The 20,391-nt window shown below is 66.0% G+C and carries 17 protein-coding genes; 10 read left to right on the plus strand and 7 right to left on the minus strand.

Going from position 1 to position 20,391, the window contains the following annotated elements; genetic code table 11:
• The first annotated feature begins 130 nt into the window (after nt 1-130).
• Genes CSC70_RS08675 through CSC70_RS08690 form a run of 4 tightly spaced genes read left to right on the plus strand, consistent with a single transcriptional unit; the run spans nt 131 to nt 8,599 of the window.
• Nucleotides 131-1,273: an efflux RND transporter periplasmic adaptor subunit gene (locus CSC70_RS08675; protein ID WP_162456287.1), complete on the plus strand. Its 1,143-nt coding sequence runs from the start codon at nt 131-133 to the stop codon at nt 1,271-1,273.
• On the plus strand, nt 1,270-4,770 hold the full coding sequence (locus tag CSC70_RS08680; RefSeq protein ID WP_162456288.1) for an efflux RND transporter permease subunit: 3,501 nt from the start codon (nt 1,270-1,272) through the stop codon (nt 4,768-4,770). The genes CSC70_RS08675 and CSC70_RS08680 overlap by 4 nt, the downstream gene beginning before the upstream one ends.
• Nucleotides 4,767-7,886, plus strand: a complete 3,120-nt coding sequence (locus tag CSC70_RS08685; protein WP_162456289.1) for an efflux RND transporter permease subunit — start codon at nt 4,767-4,769, stop codon at nt 7,884-7,886. The genes CSC70_RS08680 and CSC70_RS08685 overlap by 4 nt, the downstream gene beginning before the upstream one ends.
• The gene (locus CSC70_RS08690; protein ID WP_246189375.1) at nt 7,883-8,599 is read left to right on the plus strand and encodes a DUF4386 domain-containing protein; all 717 of its coding nucleotides are present in this window, start codon (nt 7,883-7,885) and stop codon (nt 8,597-8,599) included. Before CSC70_RS08685 ends, CSC70_RS08690 begins: the two co-directional genes overlap by 4 nt.
• A 61-nt stretch (nt 8,600-8,660) precedes the next feature.
• Here the strand turns inward: CSC70_RS08690 and recQ are convergent, their stop codons facing one another.
• From recQ to ykgO, 7 genes are all read right to left on the minus strand, one after another.
• Nucleotides 8,661-10,475, minus strand: a complete 1,815-nt coding sequence (recQ, locus tag CSC70_RS08695; protein WP_162456290.1) for a DNA helicase RecQ — start codon at nt 10,473-10,475, stop codon at nt 8,661-8,663.
• Between the two features lie 31 nt (nt 10,476-10,506).
• The gene (locus CSC70_RS08700) at nt 10,507-11,721 is read right to left on the minus strand and encodes a TraB/GumN family protein (RefSeq protein WP_162456291.1); all 1,215 of its coding nucleotides are present in this window, start codon (nt 11,719-11,721) and stop codon (nt 10,507-10,509) included.
• Complete coding sequence (locus CSC70_RS08705; RefSeq protein ID WP_162456292.1) at nt 11,718-12,251, minus strand: GNAT family N-acetyltransferase; 534 nt, start codon at nt 12,249-12,251, stop codon at nt 11,718-11,720. Before CSC70_RS08705 ends, CSC70_RS08700 begins: the two co-directional genes overlap by 4 nt.
• Complete coding sequence (locus CSC70_RS08710) at nt 12,251-13,135, minus strand: carbon-nitrogen hydrolase (protein WP_162456293.1); 885 nt, start codon at nt 13,133-13,135, stop codon at nt 12,251-12,253. The genes CSC70_RS08705 and CSC70_RS08710 overlap by 1 nt, the downstream gene beginning before the upstream one ends.
• A 32-nt stretch (nt 13,136-13,167) precedes the next feature.
• On the minus strand, nt 13,168-14,199 hold the full coding sequence (locus CSC70_RS08715; protein ID WP_162456294.1) for an agmatine deiminase family protein: 1,032 nt from the start codon (nt 14,197-14,199) through the stop codon (nt 13,168-13,170).
• 34 nt (nt 14,200-14,233) lie between these two features.
• Nucleotides 14,234-14,560, minus strand: coding sequence for a hypothetical protein (locus CSC70_RS08720; protein WP_162456295.1), 327 nt, complete (start codon nt 14,558-14,560; stop codon nt 14,234-14,236).
• A 140-nt stretch (nt 14,561-14,700) separates the two neighbouring features.
• Nucleotides 14,701-14,826, minus strand: coding sequence for a type B 50S ribosomal protein L36 (gene ykgO / locus CSC70_RS08725; protein WP_010342887.1), 126 nt, complete (start codon nt 14,824-14,826; stop codon nt 14,701-14,703).
• A 123-nt stretch (nt 14,827-14,949) separates the two neighbouring features.
• Between ykgO and cmk the strand changes: the two genes are divergently transcribed.
• The 6 genes from cmk (at nt 14,950) to CSC70_RS08755 (ending at nt 20,369) form a co-directional block, all read left to right on the plus strand.
• Nucleotides 14,950-15,627: a (d)CMP kinase gene (gene cmk / locus CSC70_RS08730; protein WP_162456296.1), complete on the plus strand. Its 678-nt coding sequence runs from the start codon at nt 14,950-14,952 to the stop codon at nt 15,625-15,627.
• 170 nt (nt 15,628-15,797) lie between these two features.
• A complete protein-coding gene (gene rpsA / locus CSC70_RS08735; RefSeq protein ID WP_162456297.1) occupies nt 15,798-17,477 on the plus strand; it encodes a 30S ribosomal protein S1 in 1,680 nt (559 codons plus the stop codon).
• A gap of 70 nt (nt 17,478-17,547) precedes the next feature.
• On the plus strand, nt 17,548-17,856 hold the full coding sequence (locus CSC70_RS08740) for an integration host factor subunit beta (protein WP_162456298.1): 309 nt from the start codon (nt 17,548-17,550) through the stop codon (nt 17,854-17,856).
• Between the two features lie 66 nt (nt 17,857-17,922).
• Nucleotides 17,923-18,186: a LapA family protein gene (locus tag CSC70_RS08745; RefSeq protein ID WP_162456299.1), complete on the plus strand. Its 264-nt coding sequence runs from the start codon at nt 17,923-17,925 to the stop codon at nt 18,184-18,186.
• A gap of 21 nt (nt 18,187-18,207) precedes the next feature.
• Nucleotides 18,208-19,386: a lipopolysaccharide assembly protein LapB gene (gene lapB, locus CSC70_RS08750; protein WP_162456300.1), complete on the plus strand. Its 1,179-nt coding sequence runs from the start codon at nt 18,208-18,210 to the stop codon at nt 19,384-19,386.
• Nucleotides 19,386-20,369, plus strand: a complete 984-nt coding sequence (locus tag CSC70_RS08755) for an MraY family glycosyltransferase (protein ID WP_162456576.1) — start codon at nt 19,386-19,388, stop codon at nt 20,367-20,369. The genes lapB and CSC70_RS08755 overlap by 1 nt, the downstream gene beginning before the upstream one ends.
• The last annotated feature ends 22 nt before the right edge of the window (nt 20,370-20,391 follow it).

Consider the following 20,391-nt stretch of genomic DNA (forward strand, 5'->3'; position numbering starts at 1 on the left):
GCATGAGATGGCTGCAACCCTGAAGCCGGTCCGGGCATCCCACTACGGTCACCATGACCTTCGGCGCATGAGCCTCACATTGACTTGGTGATATACCTATGTACAACACCTAAACAACGGCTATTACACCATGCGAACCACCACCCCACCGTACGGACGCCGGATTGCACGCGCGGCCATGCTCGCCAGCGCCATGATCCTGATGCTGGGGGCCTGCAAGGTCGGTCCCGGGGGTGAGAAGGCACAAGCCAAGGCTGGCGAGGAAGCCAATGTCGATGCGGTGCCGGTGGAAGTGGCCAAGGCCGCGCACCGGACCGTGGCCGCCAGCTATTCCGGCACCTCGACGCTGGAACCGCGCGCCGAATCGCAGGTGGTGGCCAAGACCTCGGGCGTGGCCCTGGCCGTGCTGGTCGAAGAAGGGCAGGCCGTTCGTGCCGGGCAGCCGCTGGTACGACTGGACCCCGACCGCCCCCGGCTGGCGCTGGCGCAGATCACCGCGCAGATGCGCAAGCTGGAAGCCAACTACGCGCGTGCGCAGAAGCTGGTCAACCAGCAGATGATCAGCGCCAACGACGTCGACGAGATCCGCTACAACCTGGAGAACGTCCGCGCCCAGTACCGCGCGGCGCAACTGGAGCTGTCCTACACCACGGTGACCGCGCCGATTTCCGGTGTGATCGCCTCGCGCAGCATCAAGACCGGCAACTTCGTGCAGATCAACACCCCGATCTTCCGCATCGTCGACAATTCGCGGCTGGAGGCGACACTGGACGTGCCCGAGCGCGAGCTGGTGACGATGAAGGCCGGGCAGCCGGTGGAAATGGCCGTGGACGCACTGCCGGGCCGCACGTTCACCGGCGTGGTGGCGCGGGTGGCGCCGGTGGTCGACTCCGGCAGCGGCACCTTCCGCGTGGTCTGTGGCTTCGACGGCGGCGACCTGCTGCAGCCGGGCATGTTCAGCCGCATCCGCATCGACTACGACACCCGTACCGACGCGCTGGTGGTGCCGCGGGTCGCACTGCTGGACGACAGCCAGGACAGCCAGGCCGTGTACGTGGTCCGCGACGGCAAGGCGGTGCGTGTGCCGATCGAACTGGGCTACCTGGACGGCGAATGGGCCGAGGTGCGCAAGGGCCTGCAGGCCGGCGACCAGGTGGTGACCGCCGGCAAGATCGCCCTGCGCGACGGCAGCGCGGTGCAGGTGATCGGCGAGCCGGAGAAGAAGCCGGTGGCCGCCGCCAAGCCGGCCGCCGAAGACGGTAGCAAGCAATGAGTCCGGCCTCCGGGGAAGAGATGCGCGGTCCCGGCGAGGACAGCACGCGCGGCGGCGGACTGGTGGAATTCTCCACCCGGCGCCGGGTCACCGTGGCGATGTTCTGGATCACCATGGTCCTGTTCGGCGTCATCGCACTGGTCTCGCTGAAGGTCAACCTGCTGCCGGACCTGAGCTATCCGACCCTGACCGTGCGCACCGAATACACCGGCGCGGCGCCGTCGGAGATCGAGACCCTGATCACCGAACCGGTCGAAGAATCGGTCGGCGTGGTCAAGAACCTGCGCAAACTGAAGTCGGTGTCGCGCACCGGCCAGAGCGACGTGGTGCTGGAATTCGCCTGGGGCACCGACATGGACCAGGCCAGCCTGGAAGTGCGCGACAAGATGGAAATCCTGTCGCTGCCGCTGGAAGCCGAGCAGCCGGTGCTGCTGCGCTTCAACCCCTCCACCGAGCCGATCATGCGTCTGGTGCTGTCGCCGAAGCAGGACGCCGCCTCGCCGGAGGACGAGATCCGCCAGCTGATCGAGCTGCGCCGCTACGCCGACGACGATCTGAAGAAGAAACTGGAGCCGGTGGCCGGCGTGGCCGCGGTCAAGGTCGGCGGCGGCCTGGAGGACGAGATCCAAGTCGACATCGACCAGCAGAAGCTGGCCCAGCTGAACCTCAGCATCGACACCGTGATCGACCGCCTGCAGAAGGAGAACATCAACATCTCCGGCGGCCGGCTCGAACAGGGTTCGCAGCGGTACCTGGTCCGCACCGTCAACCAGTTCGCCGGCATCGACGAAATCCGCAACCTGCTGGTGACCACGCAGAGCGGTGGCAGCAATGCCGCGGCCAACGCCGCGGCGCAGATGGCCGCGATCGCCGCGACCACAGGCAACGCCAGCGTGCTGGCGGCGGCGGCGTCGGTGCAGAGCGCATCCTCCTCCGGCTCCAGTACCGCCGCCGGCGGCATGCCGGTGCGGCTGAAGGACGTGGCCGAAGTCCGACAGGGCTACAAGGAGCGTGAAGCGATCATCCGCCTGGGCGGCAAGGAAGCGGTCGAACTGGCGCTGTACAAGGAAGGCGACGCCAATACCGTCGCTACCGCCGACGCCATCTCCGCGCGGCTGCAGCGCATCCGCGCGCAGTTGCCGCACGACATGGAACTGACCATCATCGACGACCAGTCGGTGTTCATCCGCCACGCGATCAGCGACGTCAAGACCGACGCGGTGATCGGCGGCATGCTGGCCATCCTGATCATCTTCCTGTTCCTGCGCGACGGCTGGAGCACCTTCGTCATCAGCTTGTCGCTGCCGGCGTCGATCATCACCACGTTCTTCTTCATGGACCGGCTGGACCTGAGCCTGAACGTGATGTCGCTGGGCGGCTTGGCGCTGGCCACCGGCCTGGTGGTGGACGACTCGATCGTGGTGCTGGAAAGCATCGCCAAGGCGCGCGAACGCGGGCTGGGCATCCTGAAGGCGGCCATCGCCGGCACCCGCGAAGTCAGCATGGCCGTGGTCGCCTCGACCCTGACCACCATCGCCGTGTTCCTGCCGTTGGTGTTCGTCGAAGGCATCGCCGGCCAGTTGTTCCGCGACCAGGCCCTGACCGTGGCCATTGCCATCGGCGTGTCGCTACTGGTGGCCATGACCCTGATCCCGATGCTGAGCGCACTGAAGGCGAAGGCGCCGCTGGCGTTCCCCGAGGAACCGGCACATCCGCGCTGGCAGCCGCAGTCGCGCTTGCAGAAACCGCTGGCAGCGACCGGTCACGGCATCGGCGCGGCCATCCGCGGGGTGTTCTTCGGCATCGCCTGGAGCGTGGTGCGCGTGTGGCGTGGTCTGCAGGCCGTGGTCGGCCCGGTGATGCGCAAGGCCAGCGATCTGGCGATGGCGCCCTACGGCCGCGCCGAGGGTGGCTACCTGAAGCTGCTGCCGGCGGCCCTGCGTCGTCCATGGCTGGTACTGGGACTGGCCGCCGCCGCATTTGCCGCCAGCCTGCTGCTGGTGCCGCTGCTGGGTGCCGACCTGATCCCGCAGCTGGCGCAGGACCGCTTCGAAATGACCGCCAAACTGCCGCCGGGCACGCCGCTGCGCGAAACCGACGCCATGATCCGTGGCTTGCAGCAACAGCACGACGGCGATGAAGGCATCCAGACCCTGTACGGCGTCAGCGGTACCGGCACTCGCCTGGATGCCAGCCCGACCGACAGCGGCGAGAACGTCGGCAAGCTGACCGTGGTCATGGCCGGTGGCGGCAGCGAGAAGCTGGAAGCTACCGAAACCGACAAGCTGCGTGCCAGCATGCGCAAGTACCCGGAAGCACAGGTCGATTTCAGCCGGCCCGAGCTGTTCAGCTTCTCCGCGCCGCTGGAGATCGAGATCGACGGCCCCAGCATGGAGGGCATCGAGAAGGCCGGCCGCCGCATGGCCGAACTGCTGCGCGCCAATCCGCACTACACCGACGTCAAGTCGACGGTGGAGCAGGGTTTCCCCGAAATCCAGATCCGCTTCGACCAGGAACGCGCTGGCGCGCTCGGCCTGACCACGCGGCAGATCGCCGACGCGGTGGTGAAGAAGGTGCGCGGCGAAGTGGCGACCCGCTACAGCTTCCGCGACCGCAAGATCGACGTGCTGGTGCGCGCGCGCGAGGACGAGCGCAACAGCGTGGAAAGCATCCGCAAGCTGATCGTCAACCCGACCAGCGCGCAGCCGGTGCTGCTGGAGTCGGTGGCCGACGTGGTCGCCACCACTGGCCCCAGCGAGATCCATCGTGCCGACCAGATCCGGGTAGCGATTGTCTCGGCCAACCTCAACGGCATCGACCTCGGCGGTGCGGTCGAGGAAGTGCAGAAGATCGTCGCCGAGAATCCGCTCGGCGCCGGCATCGGCATGCACATCGGCGGCCAAGGTGAAGAACTCGGCGAGTCGGTGCGTTCGCTGCTGTTCGCCTTCGGCCTGGCGATATTCCTGGTCTACCTGGTGATGGCATCGCAGTTCGAGTCGCTGCTGCACCCGTTCGTGATCCTGTTCACCATCCCGCTGGCCCTGGTCGGCGCGGTGCTGGCGCTGTTCCTGACCCGCTCGCCGGTCTCGGTGGTGGTGTTCATCGGCCTGATCCTGCTGGTCGGACTGGTAACCAAGAACGCGATCATCCTGATCGACAAGGTCAACCAGCTGCGCGAGGCGAGCATCGCCAAGCATGAGGCGCTGGTGGAAGGCGCGCGTTCGCGCCTGCGGCCGATCATCATGACCACCATGTGCACGCTGTTCGGCTTCCTGCCGCTGGCGCTGGCCTTCGGCGAGGGCGCCGAGGTGCGTTCGCCGATGGCGATCACCGTGATCGGCGGTCTGTTGGTATCCACCCTGCTGACCCTGCTGGTCATCCCGGTGGTGTACGACCTGCTGGATCGTCGCCCGGACGCGTACTACGCCGAGCGCGGCCGCCGCAACCGCGAGGCATTGGGCATGGACGGCGGGGAAGGCGAGGCACAGCCGACATGAGCATCGCCGAGTTCAGCATCCGCCGTCCGGTCACCACGATCATGATGTTCGTGTCGATGTTCGTCATCGGCCTGATCGCCGCCGTGCGCCTGCCGCTGGAAGCCTTGCCGGACATCTCGGCGCCGTTCCTGTTCGTGCAGTTGCCGTACGCGGGCTCGACTCCGGAAGAGGTCGAGCGCACGATCCTGCGGCCGGCCGAGGAAACCCTGGCGACGATGCCGGGGATCAAGCGCATGTTCGGCCAGGCCAGCGCCGACGGCGCCGGCGTGTTCATCGAATTCTCGGACTGGGATCGCGACGTCGCCATCGCCGCTTCGGAAGCGCGCGAGCGGATCGACGCGATCCGTTCCGACCTGCCGGACGACCTGCAGCGCTACTTCGTATTCAAGTGGTCCAGCAGCGACCAGCCGGTGCTGCGGGTACGGCTGGCCAGCAATATCGACCTGACCGGCGCGTACGACATGATCGACCGCGAGTTCAAGCGGCCGCTGGAACGCATTCCCGGGGTCGCCAAGGTCGAAGTCTCGGGCGCGCCGCAGAGCGAGGTGGAGATCGCCATCGCCGCCGACCGCCTGACCGCGCACGGCCTGAGCCTGAACGAGCTCAGCCAGCGCCTGCAAACAATCAACTTCTCCATTTCCGCCGGACAGATCGACGACCACGGTCAGCGCCTGCGGGTGCAGCCGGTTGGCGAGTTGAAGGATCTGCAGGAACTGCGCGACCTCGTCATCAATGCCAATGGCGTGCGCCTGGGCGATATCGCCGATGTGCGCCTGAAGCCGGTGCGGATGGAATACGGGCGCCGGCTCGATGGCCAACCGGCGGTCGGCCTGGACATCTTCAAGGAGCGCAACGCCAACCTGGTGGAAGTTTCTCGCGCGGTGCTGGCCAAGGTCGACGAGATCCGCGCGCAGCCGCGCCTGAGCGACGTGCAGACCAAGGTGATCGAGAACCAGGGCGAGGCGGTGACCTCCTCGCTGCTGGAACTGGCCGAAGCCGGCGCGATCGGTCTGCTGCTGTCGATTGCGGTGCTGTTCTTCTTCCTGCGGCACTGGCCGTCGACGGCGATGGTGACCCTGGCAATCCCGATCTGTTTCGTGATGACCCTGGGCTTCATGCATTTCGCCGGCGTCACCCTCAACATCCTGACCATGATGGGCTTGCTGCTGGCGGTCGGCATGCTGGTCGACAACGCGGTGGTGGTGGTCGAAAGCATCTACCAGGAACGCGAGCGCTTCCCCGACCAGCCGGTCCGCGCCTCGATCGTCGGTACCCGTAGCGTGGCGATTGCGCTCAGCGCCGGCACTTTGTGCCACTGCATCGTGTTCGTTCCCAATCTGTTCGGCGAAACCAACAACATCAGCATCTTCATGTCGCAGATCGCGATCACCATTTCGGTGTCGCTGCTGGCATCGTGGCTGGTGGCAATCAGCCTGATCCCGATGCTGTCGGCGCGGATGAAGACCCCTCCGGCGGTGAACACCACCAGCGGCCTGATTCCGGCCCTGCAGCGCCGTTATGCCGGCCTGCTGCGCTGGACACTGGATCACCGCGGCTGGAGCATCCTCGGCATCCTGCTGGTGATCCTGGTCAGCCTGTGGCCGATGACGCACACCAAGACCGACATGTTCGGCGGCAGCAAGGCTGGCGAAACGAACATCTTCTACCAGTTCAAGGGCTCGTACTCGAAGGCACAGATCTCCGACGAAGTGCTGCGGGTCGAGCAGTACCTGGACGCCAACCGCGACAAGCTGAAGATCACCCAGGTGTACTCGTGGTTCAGCGAGCAGGGCGGTGGCGGCACCGTGGTCAAGTTCGACACCACCAACCCGGACGAGACCCAGCGTCTGACCGAGGAACTGCGCAAGGGATTGCCGAAGTCGGCGCGCGCCGATATTGGCATCGGCGGCAACAATGGCGGCCCCGGCGGCGGCGGGGGCGGGCAGTCCAGTGGTCCAAGTGTGCAGGTCGACCTGGTCGGCGACTCGACCCAGACGCTGGAGGAAATCGCCAGGGAGGTCATTCCGATCCTGTCGCGGCGTCCGGAGCTGCGCGACGTGCGGCTGAACACCGGCGACCAGAACACCGAACTCAACGTTCGCGTCGATCGCGAACGCGCCGCTGCCTTCGGCTTCAACGCGCAGGATGTGGCCCAGTTCGTCGGCCTGGCGCTGCGCGGTGCGCAACTGCGCGACTATCGCCGTGGCGACACCGAAGTGTCGGTGTGGGCCAGATTCGATGGTGCCGAATCGTACAGCGCCGAGGATCTGGCCGAATTCACCGTGCGCTCCCCGAATGGCGACAACGTTCCGCTGATGTCGCTGGTGGACGTGGCAGTGACCCCTTCGGCCTCGCAGATCAATCGTCGCAACCGCCAGACCACGCTGAGCATCCAGGCCAACCTGGCCGAGAACGTCACCGTGCCAGACGGGCGCAAGGCAATGGAAGATGCGCTGAAGGCGATGAGCTTCCCGCCGGGCTACAACTACAGCTTCGACGGCGGCAATTTCCAGGATGATGCCGAGGCAATGCAGCAGATGCTGTTCAACCTGTTGATCGCGCTGATCATGATCTACGTGGTGATGGCGGCGGTGTTCGAATCACTGCTGTTCCCGTCGGCGATCATGAGCGGGGTGCTGTTCTCGATCTTCGGCGTGTTCTGGCTGTTCTGGATCACCGGCACGGTGTTCGGAATCATGTCCTTCATCGGCATCCTGGTGCTGATGGGCGTGGTGGTGAACAACGGTATCGTCATGGTCGAGCACATCAACAACCTGCGGCGACGCGGCATGTCGCGCACGGATGCGCTGGTCGAGGGCAGCCGCGAACGCCTGCGGCCGATCATGATGACGATGGGCACGGCGATCCTGGCGATGGTGCCGATCTCGCTGACCAATACCCAGCTGTTCGGCGACGGTCCGGCCTATGCGCCGATGGCGCGCGCCATCGCCGGCGGTCTGGCGTTCTCCACCGCGGTCAGCCTGCTGTTCCTGCCGACCATCTACGCGATCCTGGACGACTTGAGCAACGGTGTGACGCGCATGATCGCAAGAGCGCGCGGCAAGCGCGTTGCCGAATCGTCTTCCACGGAGAATGTCGCGGCGGAGGCATCGTGAAGAAAACTGCGCGTCTCGCCGGCATGCTCTATCTGGTTGTGGTCGTAACCGGCATCTTCAGCCTAGGCTACGTACCCTCGCAGGTGAATGTCGCAAACGACTGGCCCGCGACCATCGCCAACATTGTCTCGCGGGAATCGTTGTTCCGACTGGGCATTGCTTCCTTCATGCTCGAGCAGGCCGCATTCCTGCTGTTGCCGCTGGCCCTGTACCGGATATTTGCCGATGTCGATCGCAGGGCGGCAGTCGTCATGGTCGCATTCGCGGCGGTCGGGGTTCCGCTTGCCTTGGCCGCGTTGAGTCACCGCATCGATGCGCTTTCGCTGCTGACCGACGCCGATATCGTCAAGCTGATGGCGCCTGCGCAATTGCAGGCCATGGTTGTGCAGTCTCTGGATGCCTACGGCAATGGCCTGGTCGCGACACGGATGTTCTGGGGCCTGTGGCTGCTGCCGCTCGGCTATCTCGTGTATCGCTCTGGACGCATGCCCAGAATCCTTGGTCTGCTGTTGGTGCTCGGCTGTTTCGGCTACCTGGTCGATGTGTTCGGGGACCTGCTCGCGCCAGGCCAGTACACGGGCTCCGCATTCGCCCAATACGTGACGCTTCCGGCCTCGATCGGCGAAATCGGCACCTGCCTATGGTTGCTTGTGGCCGGCGTGCGGGTTTCCGGCAAGCCGGATTCACATCGGACAGCCACCGCTACGCATTGATTCGTATCGCTTGGCGCACCGGTGGAAGTTCCGAATGCCTGTCCTTTCCACCCACCGACGATCACTCGTTGACACGCTCGCGGACCCGTGCCAGCACCCGCTCGCCGTAACGCTCCAGCTTGCCGGCGCCGATCCCGCCGATCTCGGCCAGCGCATCCGGATCGCGGGGGCGATGCAGGGCGATTTCGTGCAGGGTGCGATCGTGGAAGATGACGTAGGCCGGCACGTTCTGCTCGCGCGCCAGTTCGGCACGCAGTTCGCGCAACGACTGGAACAGCGCCAAGCCGGCTGGATCGAGGTCGGCCATCGCCTGCAAAGCGCCGCGTGAGGCGCTGCCGCGGCTTCGTCTTGGTAAGGGATCGCGGCGCAGGAAGACCGGTTGCTCTCCGCGCAGCACCGCACGGCTGGCCGCGGTCAGGCGCAGGCCGCCGTAGCCCTCGCTGTCCACCGCCAGCAAGCCCTGCGCCACCAGTTGCCGGAACACGCTGCGCCAGGCGCGCGCATCCAGGTCGCTGCCAACGCCCCAGGTGCTGAGCAGGTGATGGTCGAAGCGATGGATGCGCTCGCTGTCGCTGCCACGCAGGATGTCGATCAGATGCGCCGCGCCGAAGCGCTGGCCGCTGCGATAGACGCAGCTCAATGCCTTCTGCGCAACAGTACTCGCATCCCAGGTCTGCGGCGGTTCCAGGCAGTTGTCGCAATTGCCGCATGGCTGCGGATAGGTCTCGCCGAAGGCTTCCAGCAGCACCTGACGCCGGCAGCGAATGGTTTCGCAATAGCCGAGCAGCGCGTCCAGCCTGCGGTGTTCCAGCCGCTTGCGCTCCTCGCCGGCTTCGGACTGGTCGATCATCTGTCGCAACAGCACCAGATCGCCCAGTCCGTAGCACATCCAGGCCTCGGCCGGTTCGCCGTCGCGACCGGCGCGACCGGTCTCCTGGTAGTAACCCTCCAGCGACTTGGGCAGGTCGAGATGGGCAACGAAACGCACGTCCGGCTTGTCGATCCCCATGCCGAAGGCGATGGTGGCCACCACGACCACGCCATCGCCACGCAGGAAACGGCGCTGGTTGTCCGCACGCACGCCCGCGTCCATGCCGGCATGGTAGGGCAGGGAATCGACACCATGCTCCTTTAGGAACTCGGCCGTTTCCTCCACCTTGCGCCGCGACAGGCAGTAGACGATGCCGGCTTCGCCGGGATGCTCCTGCACCAGCCGCAGCAGTTGCCGGCGCGCATCGTCCTTCTGCACGATCCGGTAGCGGATATTGGGGCGATCGAACGAGCTGACGAAGCGGCGCGCCTGCTGCAACTGCAGGCGTTCGGCGATCTCGTGCTGGGTCGGCGGATCGGCGGTCGCGGTCAATGCAATCCGCGGCACCTGCGGCCAGCGCTGGTGCAACACGGTCAGTTCGCGGTATTCGGGACGGAAGTCGTGGCCCCACTGCGATACGCAGTGCGCCTCGTCGATGGCGAACAGGGCGACCGGGACGCGTTCCAGCATCGACAGGAAGCGCGGAGTCAGCAGCCGTTCGGGGGCGACGTACAGCAGATCCAGTTCACCAGCCAGCAGCTGACGTTCAACGCTGGCCGCCTGTTCCGCGTCAAGGCTGGAATTGAGGCAGGCCGCGCGCACGCCGAGCTGGCGCAGGGCTTCGACCTGGTCCTGCATCAGCGCGATCAGCGGCGAGACCACGATCGCGGTGCCGTCGCGCAGCAGGGCAGGCAATTGGTAACACAGCGACTTGCCGGCACCAGTCGGCATCAGCACCAAGGCATCGTGGCCGGCGGCGACGTGTTCGACGATGGCGGCCTGCTGGCCACGGAATTCGCCGTGGCCGAAGACGCGGCGCAAGGTTTCGCGGGCGGGGTCAGTCACGATCCGTGCAGGGCGCGGGCGCCGATGCCGCTCACACCAGTTTCCCGAGCATGCGCAGGCCGCCGGTCCACACGCCGATGGCGGTGCCCATGCTGGTCAGGAAGAAGTTCAGCACCAGCCGCGCCACCCGGTTTTTCCACCAGCCCTTCCAGTGCTGCACGTCGTCGCGCAGGGCCAGGAAGTCGGCATAGGTCGGCTTGCGCAGATTGGCCTCGACGAAGGCGCTGACGGTGCCCGAGGCCAATGCCGGATGCAGCGGCGTCAGCGGCGAGGAGACGAAGGCGGCGAGGATGCTCAGCGGATGTCCGCCGGCGATGGCGCAGCCGATCGCACCGAGCACGCCGGTGGCCAGCACCCATTGCAGCAGCAGGTCGGCGCCGACATCGACGCCGCCTTTCCAGAATCCCCAGACGAAGCCACCGAGCAGGAAGGCGCCGATCACCAGTTCCATCCACGGCACTTTCGACTTCGGCTTGACCGTTTCCAGTTCGCGCTCGACCTCGGCCGGCGCATCGGTGTCGGCGGCCAGATGCGTTTCCATCCCGGCCAGATGACCGGCGCCGACCACCGCCAGCACCTCGCGTGGCTTCGGTTCGATCTGCGCGAGGGCACGCAATTTGGCCGCCATGTAGCGGTCGCGTTCGGCGATCAGGGCCTGGTACAGGGCAGGGCTGCCCTGGGCGAATTCGCCGAAGGCCGATTCCAGCATGTCGCCCTGCTTGAGCTTCTCGATCTCGTCGTCCTCGACATCCTCGTCGACCAGCAGGGTGGCCAGCAGGCCGGTGCTGAGCTTGGCGCGGCTCCACCAACCCAGTTCCTGCAGGGCGCGACGGAAGGTCAGACCGACCTCGCGGTCGATCAGGTGCATCGCCAGCCCCTGTTCGCGCGCCTGCAGCACCGCGGTCTTCAGTTCGGCGCCGGGCTCGACTTCCAGTTGTTCGGCCAGCCGGCGCTGGTAGGCGGCCAGCGCCAGGTTGGCGGCGAACATCGGCGTGCGGTTCTCGCGGATGACCTTGACGATGTCCAGCCGCGCCAGCGCATCGGGATCGGTCAATGCCTGCAGCCGACCCGCATCCAGTTCCACCGCGACGGTGTCGAATGCGTCGCTGGAGATCGCCGCCTGCACGGCTTCGACGCTGGCGCGCGACACGTGCGCGGTGCCCAACAGGGTATAGCGCACGCCGTCGCGCTCGACGATGCGGTGCGGCTGGTCCTGCCAGCCGGTGTCGCCGGTCTCGCTCATCATGTCTCCAGTTGCGGTTCGCGGTCGGCGCCAGGGCCCAAGGCGCGTTGCATGAATACGGTGTCCAGCCAGCGTTGCTGCTTCCAGGCGATGGCGACGAAGGTGCCGACGTGACGGAAGCCGAAGCGCTCGTGCAGCTTGATCGAGGCGATATTGGTCGGTTCGCCGATCACCGCGACCATCTGCCGGAAGTCGCGCGCCTCGCATGCCTCAATCAGCCGGCCCAGCAGCGCCGCACCGACGCCGCGTCCTTGCAGTCCGCTGGCGACGTAGACCGAATTTTCCACCACCCAGCGATAGGCGGCACGGCTGCGGAAGCTGCTCGCATAGGCATAGCCGGCGAATTGCCCATCCAGTTCGGCGCACAGATAGGGATAGCCGCCGGCAAGCACGTCGCGCATTCGCCGCCGCATTTCCGCCGTGTCCGGCGCCTCGTACTCGTAAGTATTGACGCGCTCGAGCACTTCTTCGGCATAGATCACGGCGATGGCCGGCACATCGGCCTCGCCCGCATCGCGTACGACCAGCGCCATCAATCGATGTAACGCTTCAGCAGGCCGCCGTACGCGTCGATACGGCGATCGCGCAGGAACGGCCAGATCCGGCGCACGTGCTCGCTGCGGCCCAGGTCCACCTCGGCCGTCAGGATCGTCGTCGCGGTGTCCGCCTGGGCCAGGTATTCGCCCTGCGGCCCCAGCACGTGACTGTGACCCCAGAAATCGATGCCCGAAGCGCCCAGCGGCGATGCTTCGTGGCCGACCCGGTTGCACGACAGCACCGGCAGGCCGTTGGCGACCGCATGTCCGCGGTGGCTCAGCAGCCAGGCGTCGCGCTGGCGGGTCTTTTCGTCTTCCGCATCATCCGGGTCCCAGCCGATCGCGGTGGGGTAGAGCAGCAGTTCGGCGCCGGCCAGCGCCATCAGCCGCGCCGCCTCCGGGTACCACTGGTCCCAGCACACCAGCACGCCGAGGCGGCCGACCGAAGTGTCGATCGGGGTGAAACCGAGATCGCCCGGGGTGAAGTAGAACTTCTCGTAGAAACCCGGATCGTCCGGGATGTGCATCTTGCGGTACTTGCCGGCGATGCTGCCGTCGGCCTCGAAGACCACCGCAGTGTTGTGGTACAGGCCGGTGGCGCGGCGCTCGAACAGCGAGCTGACCAGCACCACGCCGTGCCGCTGGGCCAGCTTGCCGAGGCGATTGGTGCTGGGGCCGGGAATCGGTTCGGCGTGCTCGAATTCGTCCACCGCCTCGTGCTGGCAGAAGTAGGCGCCGTTGTGCAATTCCTGCAGCAGTACCAGCTTAACGCCGGATTTTGCGGCCTCGGCCACCCGTGCTTCGATCACGGCCAGATTGGCCTCGGCATCGCCGTGGTTGGTTTCCTGCACCAGGGCAACGGGAAGGGTCTTGGTGTTCATGGATGCAATTGTAGGTCGGGCTCGGGCCCGACCTACACCAACCCTTCGGGAAGCTGCATGGTGATGCAGTGCAGACTGCCGTTCTGCCAGATCAGCGGACGGCACGGGACTGGCACGATCTCGCGGTCCGGGAAGGCAGCCGCGAGCACCGCAGCGGCGGCGGCATCGGCCGGATCGTCGTAGGCCGGCATCAACACCGCACCATTGACGATCAGGAAGTTGGCGTAGGACGCGGCCAAGCGCCGACCTTCGTCGAGGATCGGCTGCGCCCACGGCAGCGGGAACAACCGATAGGGGGCACCGTCGCGGGTGCGCAGCGCGGCCAGCTCGGCGGCCATTGCCTGCAACTCGGCATGATGGGCGTCGCTGGCATCGTCGCAGGCCTGGTAGACGATGGCGTCCTCGGCGGCGAAGCGCGCCAGGGTGTCGATATGGGCGTCGGTGTCGTCGCCTTCCAGATAGCCATGATCCAGCCACAGCACCCGGTCCTGCATCAGCCAGATGCCCAGGGCGGCGGCCAGACGCTCCCGGGTCTCGTTCGGATGGCGTTCGTGCAGGCAGCGCCAGGTGGTCAGCAGAGTGCCGGCACCGTCGGTCTCGATGGCACCACCTTCCAAGGAAAAATCAATACTTTGAACGAAATAGTTGCGAAACAAGTTCATGCCGGACAACTCGCCGACCAGGCGGTCGTCGCGGCTGGCCTCGAACTTGCCGCCCCAGCCGGTGAAGCGGAAGTCCAGCAGCTTGAAGTTGCCGTTGTTGCGCAGACTGATCGGCCCCGAGTCGCGCAGCCAGGTATCGTCGTATTCGACGAACGGGACGAAGCGGACCCGGCCCATGTCGACCCGCGCCGAGCGCAGGCGCGCTTCGGCATAGGTCTGCAGATCCTCGTCGGCGACGCAGATGACCACCGGCTGGAAGCGGCAGATCGCGGCGACCAGGGCGACATAGGTCTCCTCGACTTCACCCAGACACGGGGCCCAGTCGGTGTTCTCGTTCGGCCAGGCGATCAGGACCGCGGACTGGGGTTCCCACTCCGCGGGAAAACGGTAGGCGTCGGTCATGGGGAGGGACTGGAACGGTACGGTACTGCCGCGATCAGCGGACCGGCGGCTTCGGGCCGATCTCGTCCGGGCCGGCCTGGTTGACCACCACGTCGATGACCCGGTTCTTTTCGAAATAGACCGTATAGCCCGGGTAGACCCAGCGATGGATCACCGGCCAATGCCGCGACTGGCCGCCGCGCGGTTCCAGCTTCTGCTGCGGAGCACCGAACCGGGCCGCGACCTGGTCGGCGCTCATGCCGCGACCGGGCACGTTGCCGGCGGGGGTCTGGACGCGATCGACCAGCAGGGTTTCGGCCTGCAGCGGAACGGCCAAGCCAAGCAACAGGACGAAGGGCAGGGCAAGGATTGGGCGACGCATCGGCTGGCTCCCCCGCGGCGCGGGACTGGACATGGACACTGTTATAGCAAATGCCGGATCGGCAGGGTGCGAAAACGGGAAAGCCGCCCGGAGGCGGCTTTCCAATCTGCAACGGCCGCGCCGGGGCGCTGGCCGGCGTCTCAGCGCTGGCGCGCCTTGAAACGCGGATTCGACTTGCAGATCACGAAGACCTTGCCGCGACGGCGGACCACCTTGCAGTCGCGGTGCCGGGCCTTCGCTGACTTCAGGGAGGACAGGACTTTCATGACAAACCTCTGGAAATTGGCTGATGGGCGAAAACAGCCCGCTATGATACAGGGGTTTTCCTTTCACGTTCAAGCCGTTGCGGCACGCGGCATAATCTCCGCCCTCGCTCGCCAGGAGTCGCCATGTCCAATCCGCCGCCGGTACTGACCATCGATGGCCCTTCCGGGGCGGGCAAGGGCACTGTCAGCCGGATCGCCGCGACCCGGCTGGGCTGGCATTACCTGGATTCGGGCGCCCTGTACCGCGCGGTCGGGGTGGCCGCCAGCTGGGCCGACCTGGACCTGTCCGATCCGGCGGCGCTGGTCCGCTGCACCTTCGACACCGACATCCGCTTCCACGAGCGCGAAGGCGGCGACCTGCGGGTGCTGGTCAACGGGGTCGACGCCACCGACGAGCTGCGGCTGGAAACCACCGGGACCGTGGCTTCGGCGATCGCCGCCATCCCCGAGGTGCGCGCGGCGCTGAAGGACCGGCAGCGGGCGTTTCGCCAGTCGCCGGGCCTGGTGGCCGACGGCCGCGACATGGGCACGGTGATCTTCCCGGACGCCCCGTACAAGGTGTTTCTGACCGCCAGCGCCGACGAACGCGCGGAAAGGCGATATAAGCAGTTGAAAGACAAAGGGGTTTCCGTCACAATAGACGGTCTGCTGCGCGAGATTCTCGCCCGCGACGCCCGCGATGCCCAACGCACGGTGGCGCCGTTGCGGCCGGCCGACGACGCCGTGCCCATCGACACTACCGGTCTGGACATCGACGAAGTGGTCGCGCGCGTGCTGGCCGTCGTCAAGCCGCAAGGCTGAAGCGTCGCCGTCCCGCCAGCAGGCAAGCCCCGACGGAAGCGATTCCGTCGGTTCATCCATCCAGCACTCACGGTCACAGGCAATCCCGCCAGACCGATCAACGGGTGGATCGGCAAGCGCAACGCATTGCGCCGCTGTCGATCTGTTTCATCAACCGAGTAATCAAGACAATGACCGAATCTTTTGCAGAACTGTTTGAACAGAGCCAGACCCAGCTGGCCAAGCTGAAGCCTGGCGCCATCGTCAGCGGTACCGTCGTCGAAGTCCGCAATGACGTGGTGGTGATCAACGCCGGACTGAAGTCCGAGGGCGTGATCGACATCGAGCAGTTCCGTAACGACGAAGGCGAGATCGAAGTGTCCGTGGGCGACGTGGTCAAGGTCGCGCTGGACTCGATCGAGAACGGCTTCGGCGAAACCGTCCTTTCGCGCGAGAAGGCCAAGCGCGCCATGGTGTGGGACGAGCTGGAAGAAGCCCTGGAGAAGAACGAGACCATCACCGGCCGCATCAGCGGCAAGGTCAAGGGCGGCTTCACCGTCGATATCAAGGACGTCCGCGCGTTCCTGCCCGGTTCGCTGGTGGATGTGCGCCCGGTGCGCGACCCGGCCTACCTGGAAGGCAAGGAGCTGGAATTCAAGCTGATCAAGCTGGACCGCAAGCGCAACAACGTGGTCGTCTCCCGCCGCGCGGTGGTCGAGACCGAGCACTCCGAGGAGCGCGAGCAGCTGATGGAGAAGCTGGTCGAGGGCGCCGTGCTGAAGGGCGTGGTGAAGAACCTGACCGACTACGGCGCGTTCGTCGACCTGGGCGGCATCGACGGCCTGCTGCACATCACCGACATGGCCTGGAAGCGCGTGCGCCACCCGTCCGAAGTGGTCGAAGTTGGCCAGGAGCTGGACGTGCGCGTGCTGAAGTACGACCGCGAGCGCAACCGCGTCAGCCTCGGCCTGAAGCAGCTGGGCGAGGATCCGTGGGACAACATCGCGCGCCGCTACCCGGCCAACAGCCGCGTGTTCGGCAAGGTCTCCAACGTCACCGATTACGGCGCGTTCGTCGAGATCGAGCCGGGCGTGGAAGGTCTGGTGCACGTGTCCGAGATGGACTGGACCAACAAGAACGTCAACCCGTCCAAGGTGGTGCAGGTCGGTGACGAGACCGAAGTGATGGTGCTGGATGTGGACGAAGAGCGTCGCCGCATCTCGCTGGGCATGAAGCAGGTCATGGCCAATCCGTGGGAAACCTTCGCCGCCATTCACAAGAAGGGCGACAAGGTTTCCGGCCAGATCAAGTCGATCACCGACTTCGGCATCTTCATCGGCCTGGACGGCGGCATCGATGGCCTGATCCACCTGTCCGACATCAGCTGGAGTTCCACCGGCGAGGACTTGGCCCGCAACTTCAAGAAGGGCGACACCGTCGATGCGGTGGTGCTGGCGGTCGATCCCGAGCGCGAGCGCATCAGCCTGGGCGTGAAGCAGATGGAGCAGGATCCGTTCGGTCAGTACATGGCCGAGCATCCGCGCGGCTCCAAGGTCGAAGGCACGGTCAAGGAAGTCGACGCCAAGGGCGCCGTGATCGAACTGGCCGAGGGCATCGAGGGCTACGTGGCCGCGCGCGACATCAGTACCGAGCGCGTGGACGACGCCAGCCAGCACCTGAAGGTCGGCGACAAGATCGAGGCCAAGTTCGTGGGCATGGACCGCAAGGGCCGCGCCCTGCAGCTGTCGATCAAGGCCAAGGACGACGCCGAGATGCGCGAAGTGCTCGAGGAGTACCAGAGCGCGGCCGGCGGCACCACCCAGCTTGGCGCGCTGCTGCGCGCGCAGCTGGACGGCGGCAAGTCCGAGTAAGCCAACCCGCCGGTCGTACCGGCCCGTCAAACCGGGCCGGTACGACGCTTTCCGCTGGATGCCGTAGCCGATGACCAAGTCCGAACTGATCGAAATCCTGACCCGCCGACAGCCGCACCTGAAGCCGGACGATGTCGATCTGGCCGTGAAGGCGCTGTTGGAGATGATGGGCGGGGCGCTGGCCGAGGGTCAGCGCATCGAGGTTCGCGGTTTCGGCAGTTTTTCCCTGCATTACCGCCCGCCGCGCATGGGCCGCAACCCCAAGACCGGGGACGCGGTGGCGCTGCCGGCCAAGCATGTCCCGCATTTCAAGCCGGGCAAGGAATTGCGCGAACGGGTCAGCGACGTCGTTCCGCTGGAAGAAAGCGCCCGCGACTGATCCCGGTTCCGGCCGGGGCGCGCACTCGGCTAAGCTGACGGCCGACACCCGCCTGGAGACCCTGCAATGAGCGTTCCGCGTCTGCTGGCCGCACTACTGTTCCTGCTGGTCGGCCTGCTGATCGGCATCTGGAACACCGATGCGGTCACGGTCAGCTTCCCTTTCCTCGGGGCGGTCAAGACGACCTCGGGAGTCGCCATCATCGTGTCCCTGCTGTCCGGCGTGCTGATCGGTGGGCTGCTGGTGGTCGCCGCGGTGGTCTGGCCGATGTACGCCAAACTGCGTAAGGCGAACAAGACGCCCGTCGCGACTCCGGTCGACGGCGGCTGACGCGAGGAGGCGACGCAGCGGATGGAATTCCTCAACGAGTGGTTCTGGTTCTTCCTGTTCCTGCCGCTGGCCGCGCTGACTGGCTGGGTCGTCGGCCGCCGCGGCGGGCAACGGCATGGCGATTCGCAGGTCAGCCGGCTGTCCAGCACCTATTTCCGCGGCCTGAACTACCTGCTAAACGAACAGCCCGACAAGGCGATCGAACTGTTCCTGCACATCGCCGAGCTGGACAAGGAGACCTTCGAAACCCAGGTGGCTCTGGGACATCTGTTCCGCCGCCGCGGCGAGGTCGATCGCGCCATCCGTCTGCATCAGGGACTGATGCAGCGCTCGGACCTGAACGATGCGCAGCGGGTGCAGGCGATGCTGGCATTGGGCGAGGACTACATGCGCTCGGGCCTGCTGGACCGCGCCGAGACCGTGTTCACCGACCTGGCACAGATCGATCGCCGCGCCCCGCAGGCGCTCAGGCATCTGATCGGCATCTATCAGGCCGAGCGCGACTGGGAAAAGGCGATCGACAACGCCAGCCGCTACGAAGAGGTCACCGGCGAGCCGATGGGCAAGCTGATCGCCCAGTTCGAATGCGAACTGGCCGAGCGCTTCCGTATTGGCAACGACATCGAACAGGCTCGCGCCGCCATTTCGCGTGCGTATCAGGCCGATGCCGGCAGCGTCAGGGCCGGCATGCTGGAAGGGCGGATCGAATCCGATGCCGGCAATGCCGAGGCCGCCGTGCGTGCGCTCGAGCGCACGGCGCGGAACGACCCGGACTATCTGCCGGAACTGCTGCCGGAGTTGATGCTCAACTACCGCAAGGTCGGCGACCTGTCCGGCGCGCGTACCTTCCTGTCGGAGATGTGCGAGCACTACCGCGGCATCGCTCCGGTACTGGCGCTGACCCACCTGGTCGAAGATCAGGAAGGCGCACCGGCCGCCCGCGCCTATCTGGCCCGGCAGCTGAAGGACCGCCCCTCGGTCCGCGGCGAGGCGGCACTGATCGACCTGACCCTGGCCACCGAGGCCGACCCGGTGGCGACTCTGGGCGACCTGAAACACATCACCGACCAGTTGCTGGTGCGCAATCCGAGCTATCGCTGCACCAAGTGCGGATTCGGCGCGCGCACCCACCACTGGCAATGCCCGAGTTGCAAGGAGTGGGGGACGGTCAAGCCGTTGCTCAACTACGCGGTGGTCTGATGGGGGCAGGGTGGACGTGGATCGCGCTGCACCTGCTCGGTGCGGCCCTGCTGACGGCGGGCGCGTGGCGTTATGCCCTGCAACGCAAGTTGCTGGACGCGCCCGGAGAGCGCCGCAGCCACGACATCCCGACGCCGCGCGGGGGCGGCATCGCGATCGTGCTGACGGTCCTGGCCGGTCTGTTCTGGCTGGCATCGCGAACGCCTGCGAACGCTGGACACCTGCTGACCATCGCTGCGGGACTGGCCCTGGTGTCAGGAATCGGCTGGGTCGACGATCACCGCCCGCTCTCGGTCCGCGCTCGCCTGTTCGTGCATGCCATCGCCAGCCTGATGCTGGCCTGGGTGGCCTGGTCGGAAGGGCATTCCCTGATGCTGGCAACGGCGGCGTTCCTGCTGTCGATGTACCTGATCAACATCTGGAACTTCATGGACGGGATCGACGGCCTGGCCACCAGCCAGGCCTTGATCGCGGCTTCGGCACTGGCCTGTCTGCTGCCGTTGCCCTGGCCGTGGCTGGCGGCGGGACTGGCGGCAGCCTGTGCGAGCTTCCTGCCATTCAATTTCCCGAAAGCCCGGATCTTCCTCGGCGACGTGGGCAGCGGTTCGTTGGGATACCTGCTGGCGGCACTGTTCGTCGCCGGAATGGCAATGCTGCCTTGGGCAAGCTGGCCATGGCTGCTGTTGCCGGCCAGTGCTTTCATTGTCGACGCCGGCTTCACATTGGCCTGGCGCATGCTGAATGGGCAACAATGGTGGTCCGCGCATGTCGACCATCTTTACCAGCGCTGGGCACGACGGATCGGACATCGACGTGTCACATTGGCTTATGCATTATTCAGTATGTTGGCGACGATACTATGTCTGGCTGTGTGGAATGCAGATTTGGAAGATCGCACAGCCGGTGCCCTGACGGGGATTTGGTATGCGGGTGCCGCCGGGCTCTGGTTCTGGGGTCACCGCAAAGCAGGGCGGGCACGATGAGCACAGGGAGCAGTTGCAGATG

It is taken from the genome of Pseudoxanthomonas kalamensis DSM 18571, assembly GCF_010211745.1.
GTDB classification, from domain to species: domain Bacteria; phylum Pseudomonadota; class Gammaproteobacteria; order Xanthomonadales; family Xanthomonadaceae; genus Pseudoxanthomonas_A; species Pseudoxanthomonas_A kalamensis.

Bases quoted from the DNA above. Each gene is read 5' to 3' on its own strand.
- CSC70_RS08675 (WP_162456287.1), top strand. From the start codon at position 131: ATGCGAACCACCACCCCACCGTACGGACGCCGGATTGCACGCGCGGCC.
- CSC70_RS08680 (WP_162456288.1), top strand. From the start codon at position 1,270: ATGAGTCCGGCCTCCGGGGAAGAGATGCGCGGTCCCGGCGAGGACAGC.
- CSC70_RS08685 (WP_162456289.1), top strand. From the start codon at position 4,767: ATGAGCATCGCCGAGTTCAGCATCCGCCGTCCGGTCACCACGATCATG.
- CSC70_RS08700 (WP_162456291.1), bottom strand. From the start codon at position 11,721: ATGATGAGCGAGACCGGCGACACCGGCTGGCAGGACCAGCCGCACCGC.
- CSC70_RS08705 (WP_162456292.1), bottom strand. From the start codon at position 12,251: ATGGCGCTGGTCGTACGCGATGCGGGCGAGGCCGATGTGCCGGCCATC.
- CSC70_RS08710 (WP_162456293.1), bottom strand. From the start codon at position 13,135: ATGAACACCAAGACCCTTCCCGTTGCCCTGGTGCAGGAAACCAACCAC.
- CSC70_RS08715 (WP_162456294.1), bottom strand. From the start codon at position 14,199: ATGACCGACGCCTACCGTTTTCCCGCGGAGTGGGAACCCCAGTCCGCG.
- CSC70_RS08720 (WP_162456295.1), bottom strand. From the start codon at position 14,560: ATGCGTCGCCCAATCCTTGCCCTGCCCTTCGTCCTGTTGCTTGGCTTG.
- ykgO (WP_010342887.1), bottom strand. From the start codon at position 14,826: ATGAAAGTCCTGTCCTCCCTGAAGTCAGCGAAGGCCCGGCACCGCGAC.
- cmk (WP_162456296.1), top strand. From the start codon at position 14,950: ATGTCCAATCCGCCGCCGGTACTGACCATCGATGGCCCTTCCGGGGCG.
- rpsA (WP_162456297.1), top strand. From the start codon at position 15,798: ATGACCGAATCTTTTGCAGAACTGTTTGAACAGAGCCAGACCCAGCTG.
- CSC70_RS08740 (WP_162456298.1), top strand. From the start codon at position 17,548: ATGACCAAGTCCGAACTGATCGAAATCCTGACCCGCCGACAGCCGCAC.
- CSC70_RS08745 (WP_162456299.1), top strand. From the start codon at position 17,923: ATGAGCGTTCCGCGTCTGCTGGCCGCACTACTGTTCCTGCTGGTCGGC.
- lapB (WP_162456300.1), top strand. From the start codon at position 18,208: ATGGAATTCCTCAACGAGTGGTTCTGGTTCTTCCTGTTCCTGCCGCTG.
- CSC70_RS08755 (WP_162456576.1), top strand. From the start codon at position 19,386: ATGGGGGCAGGGTGGACGTGGATCGCGCTGCACCTGCTCGGTGCGGCC.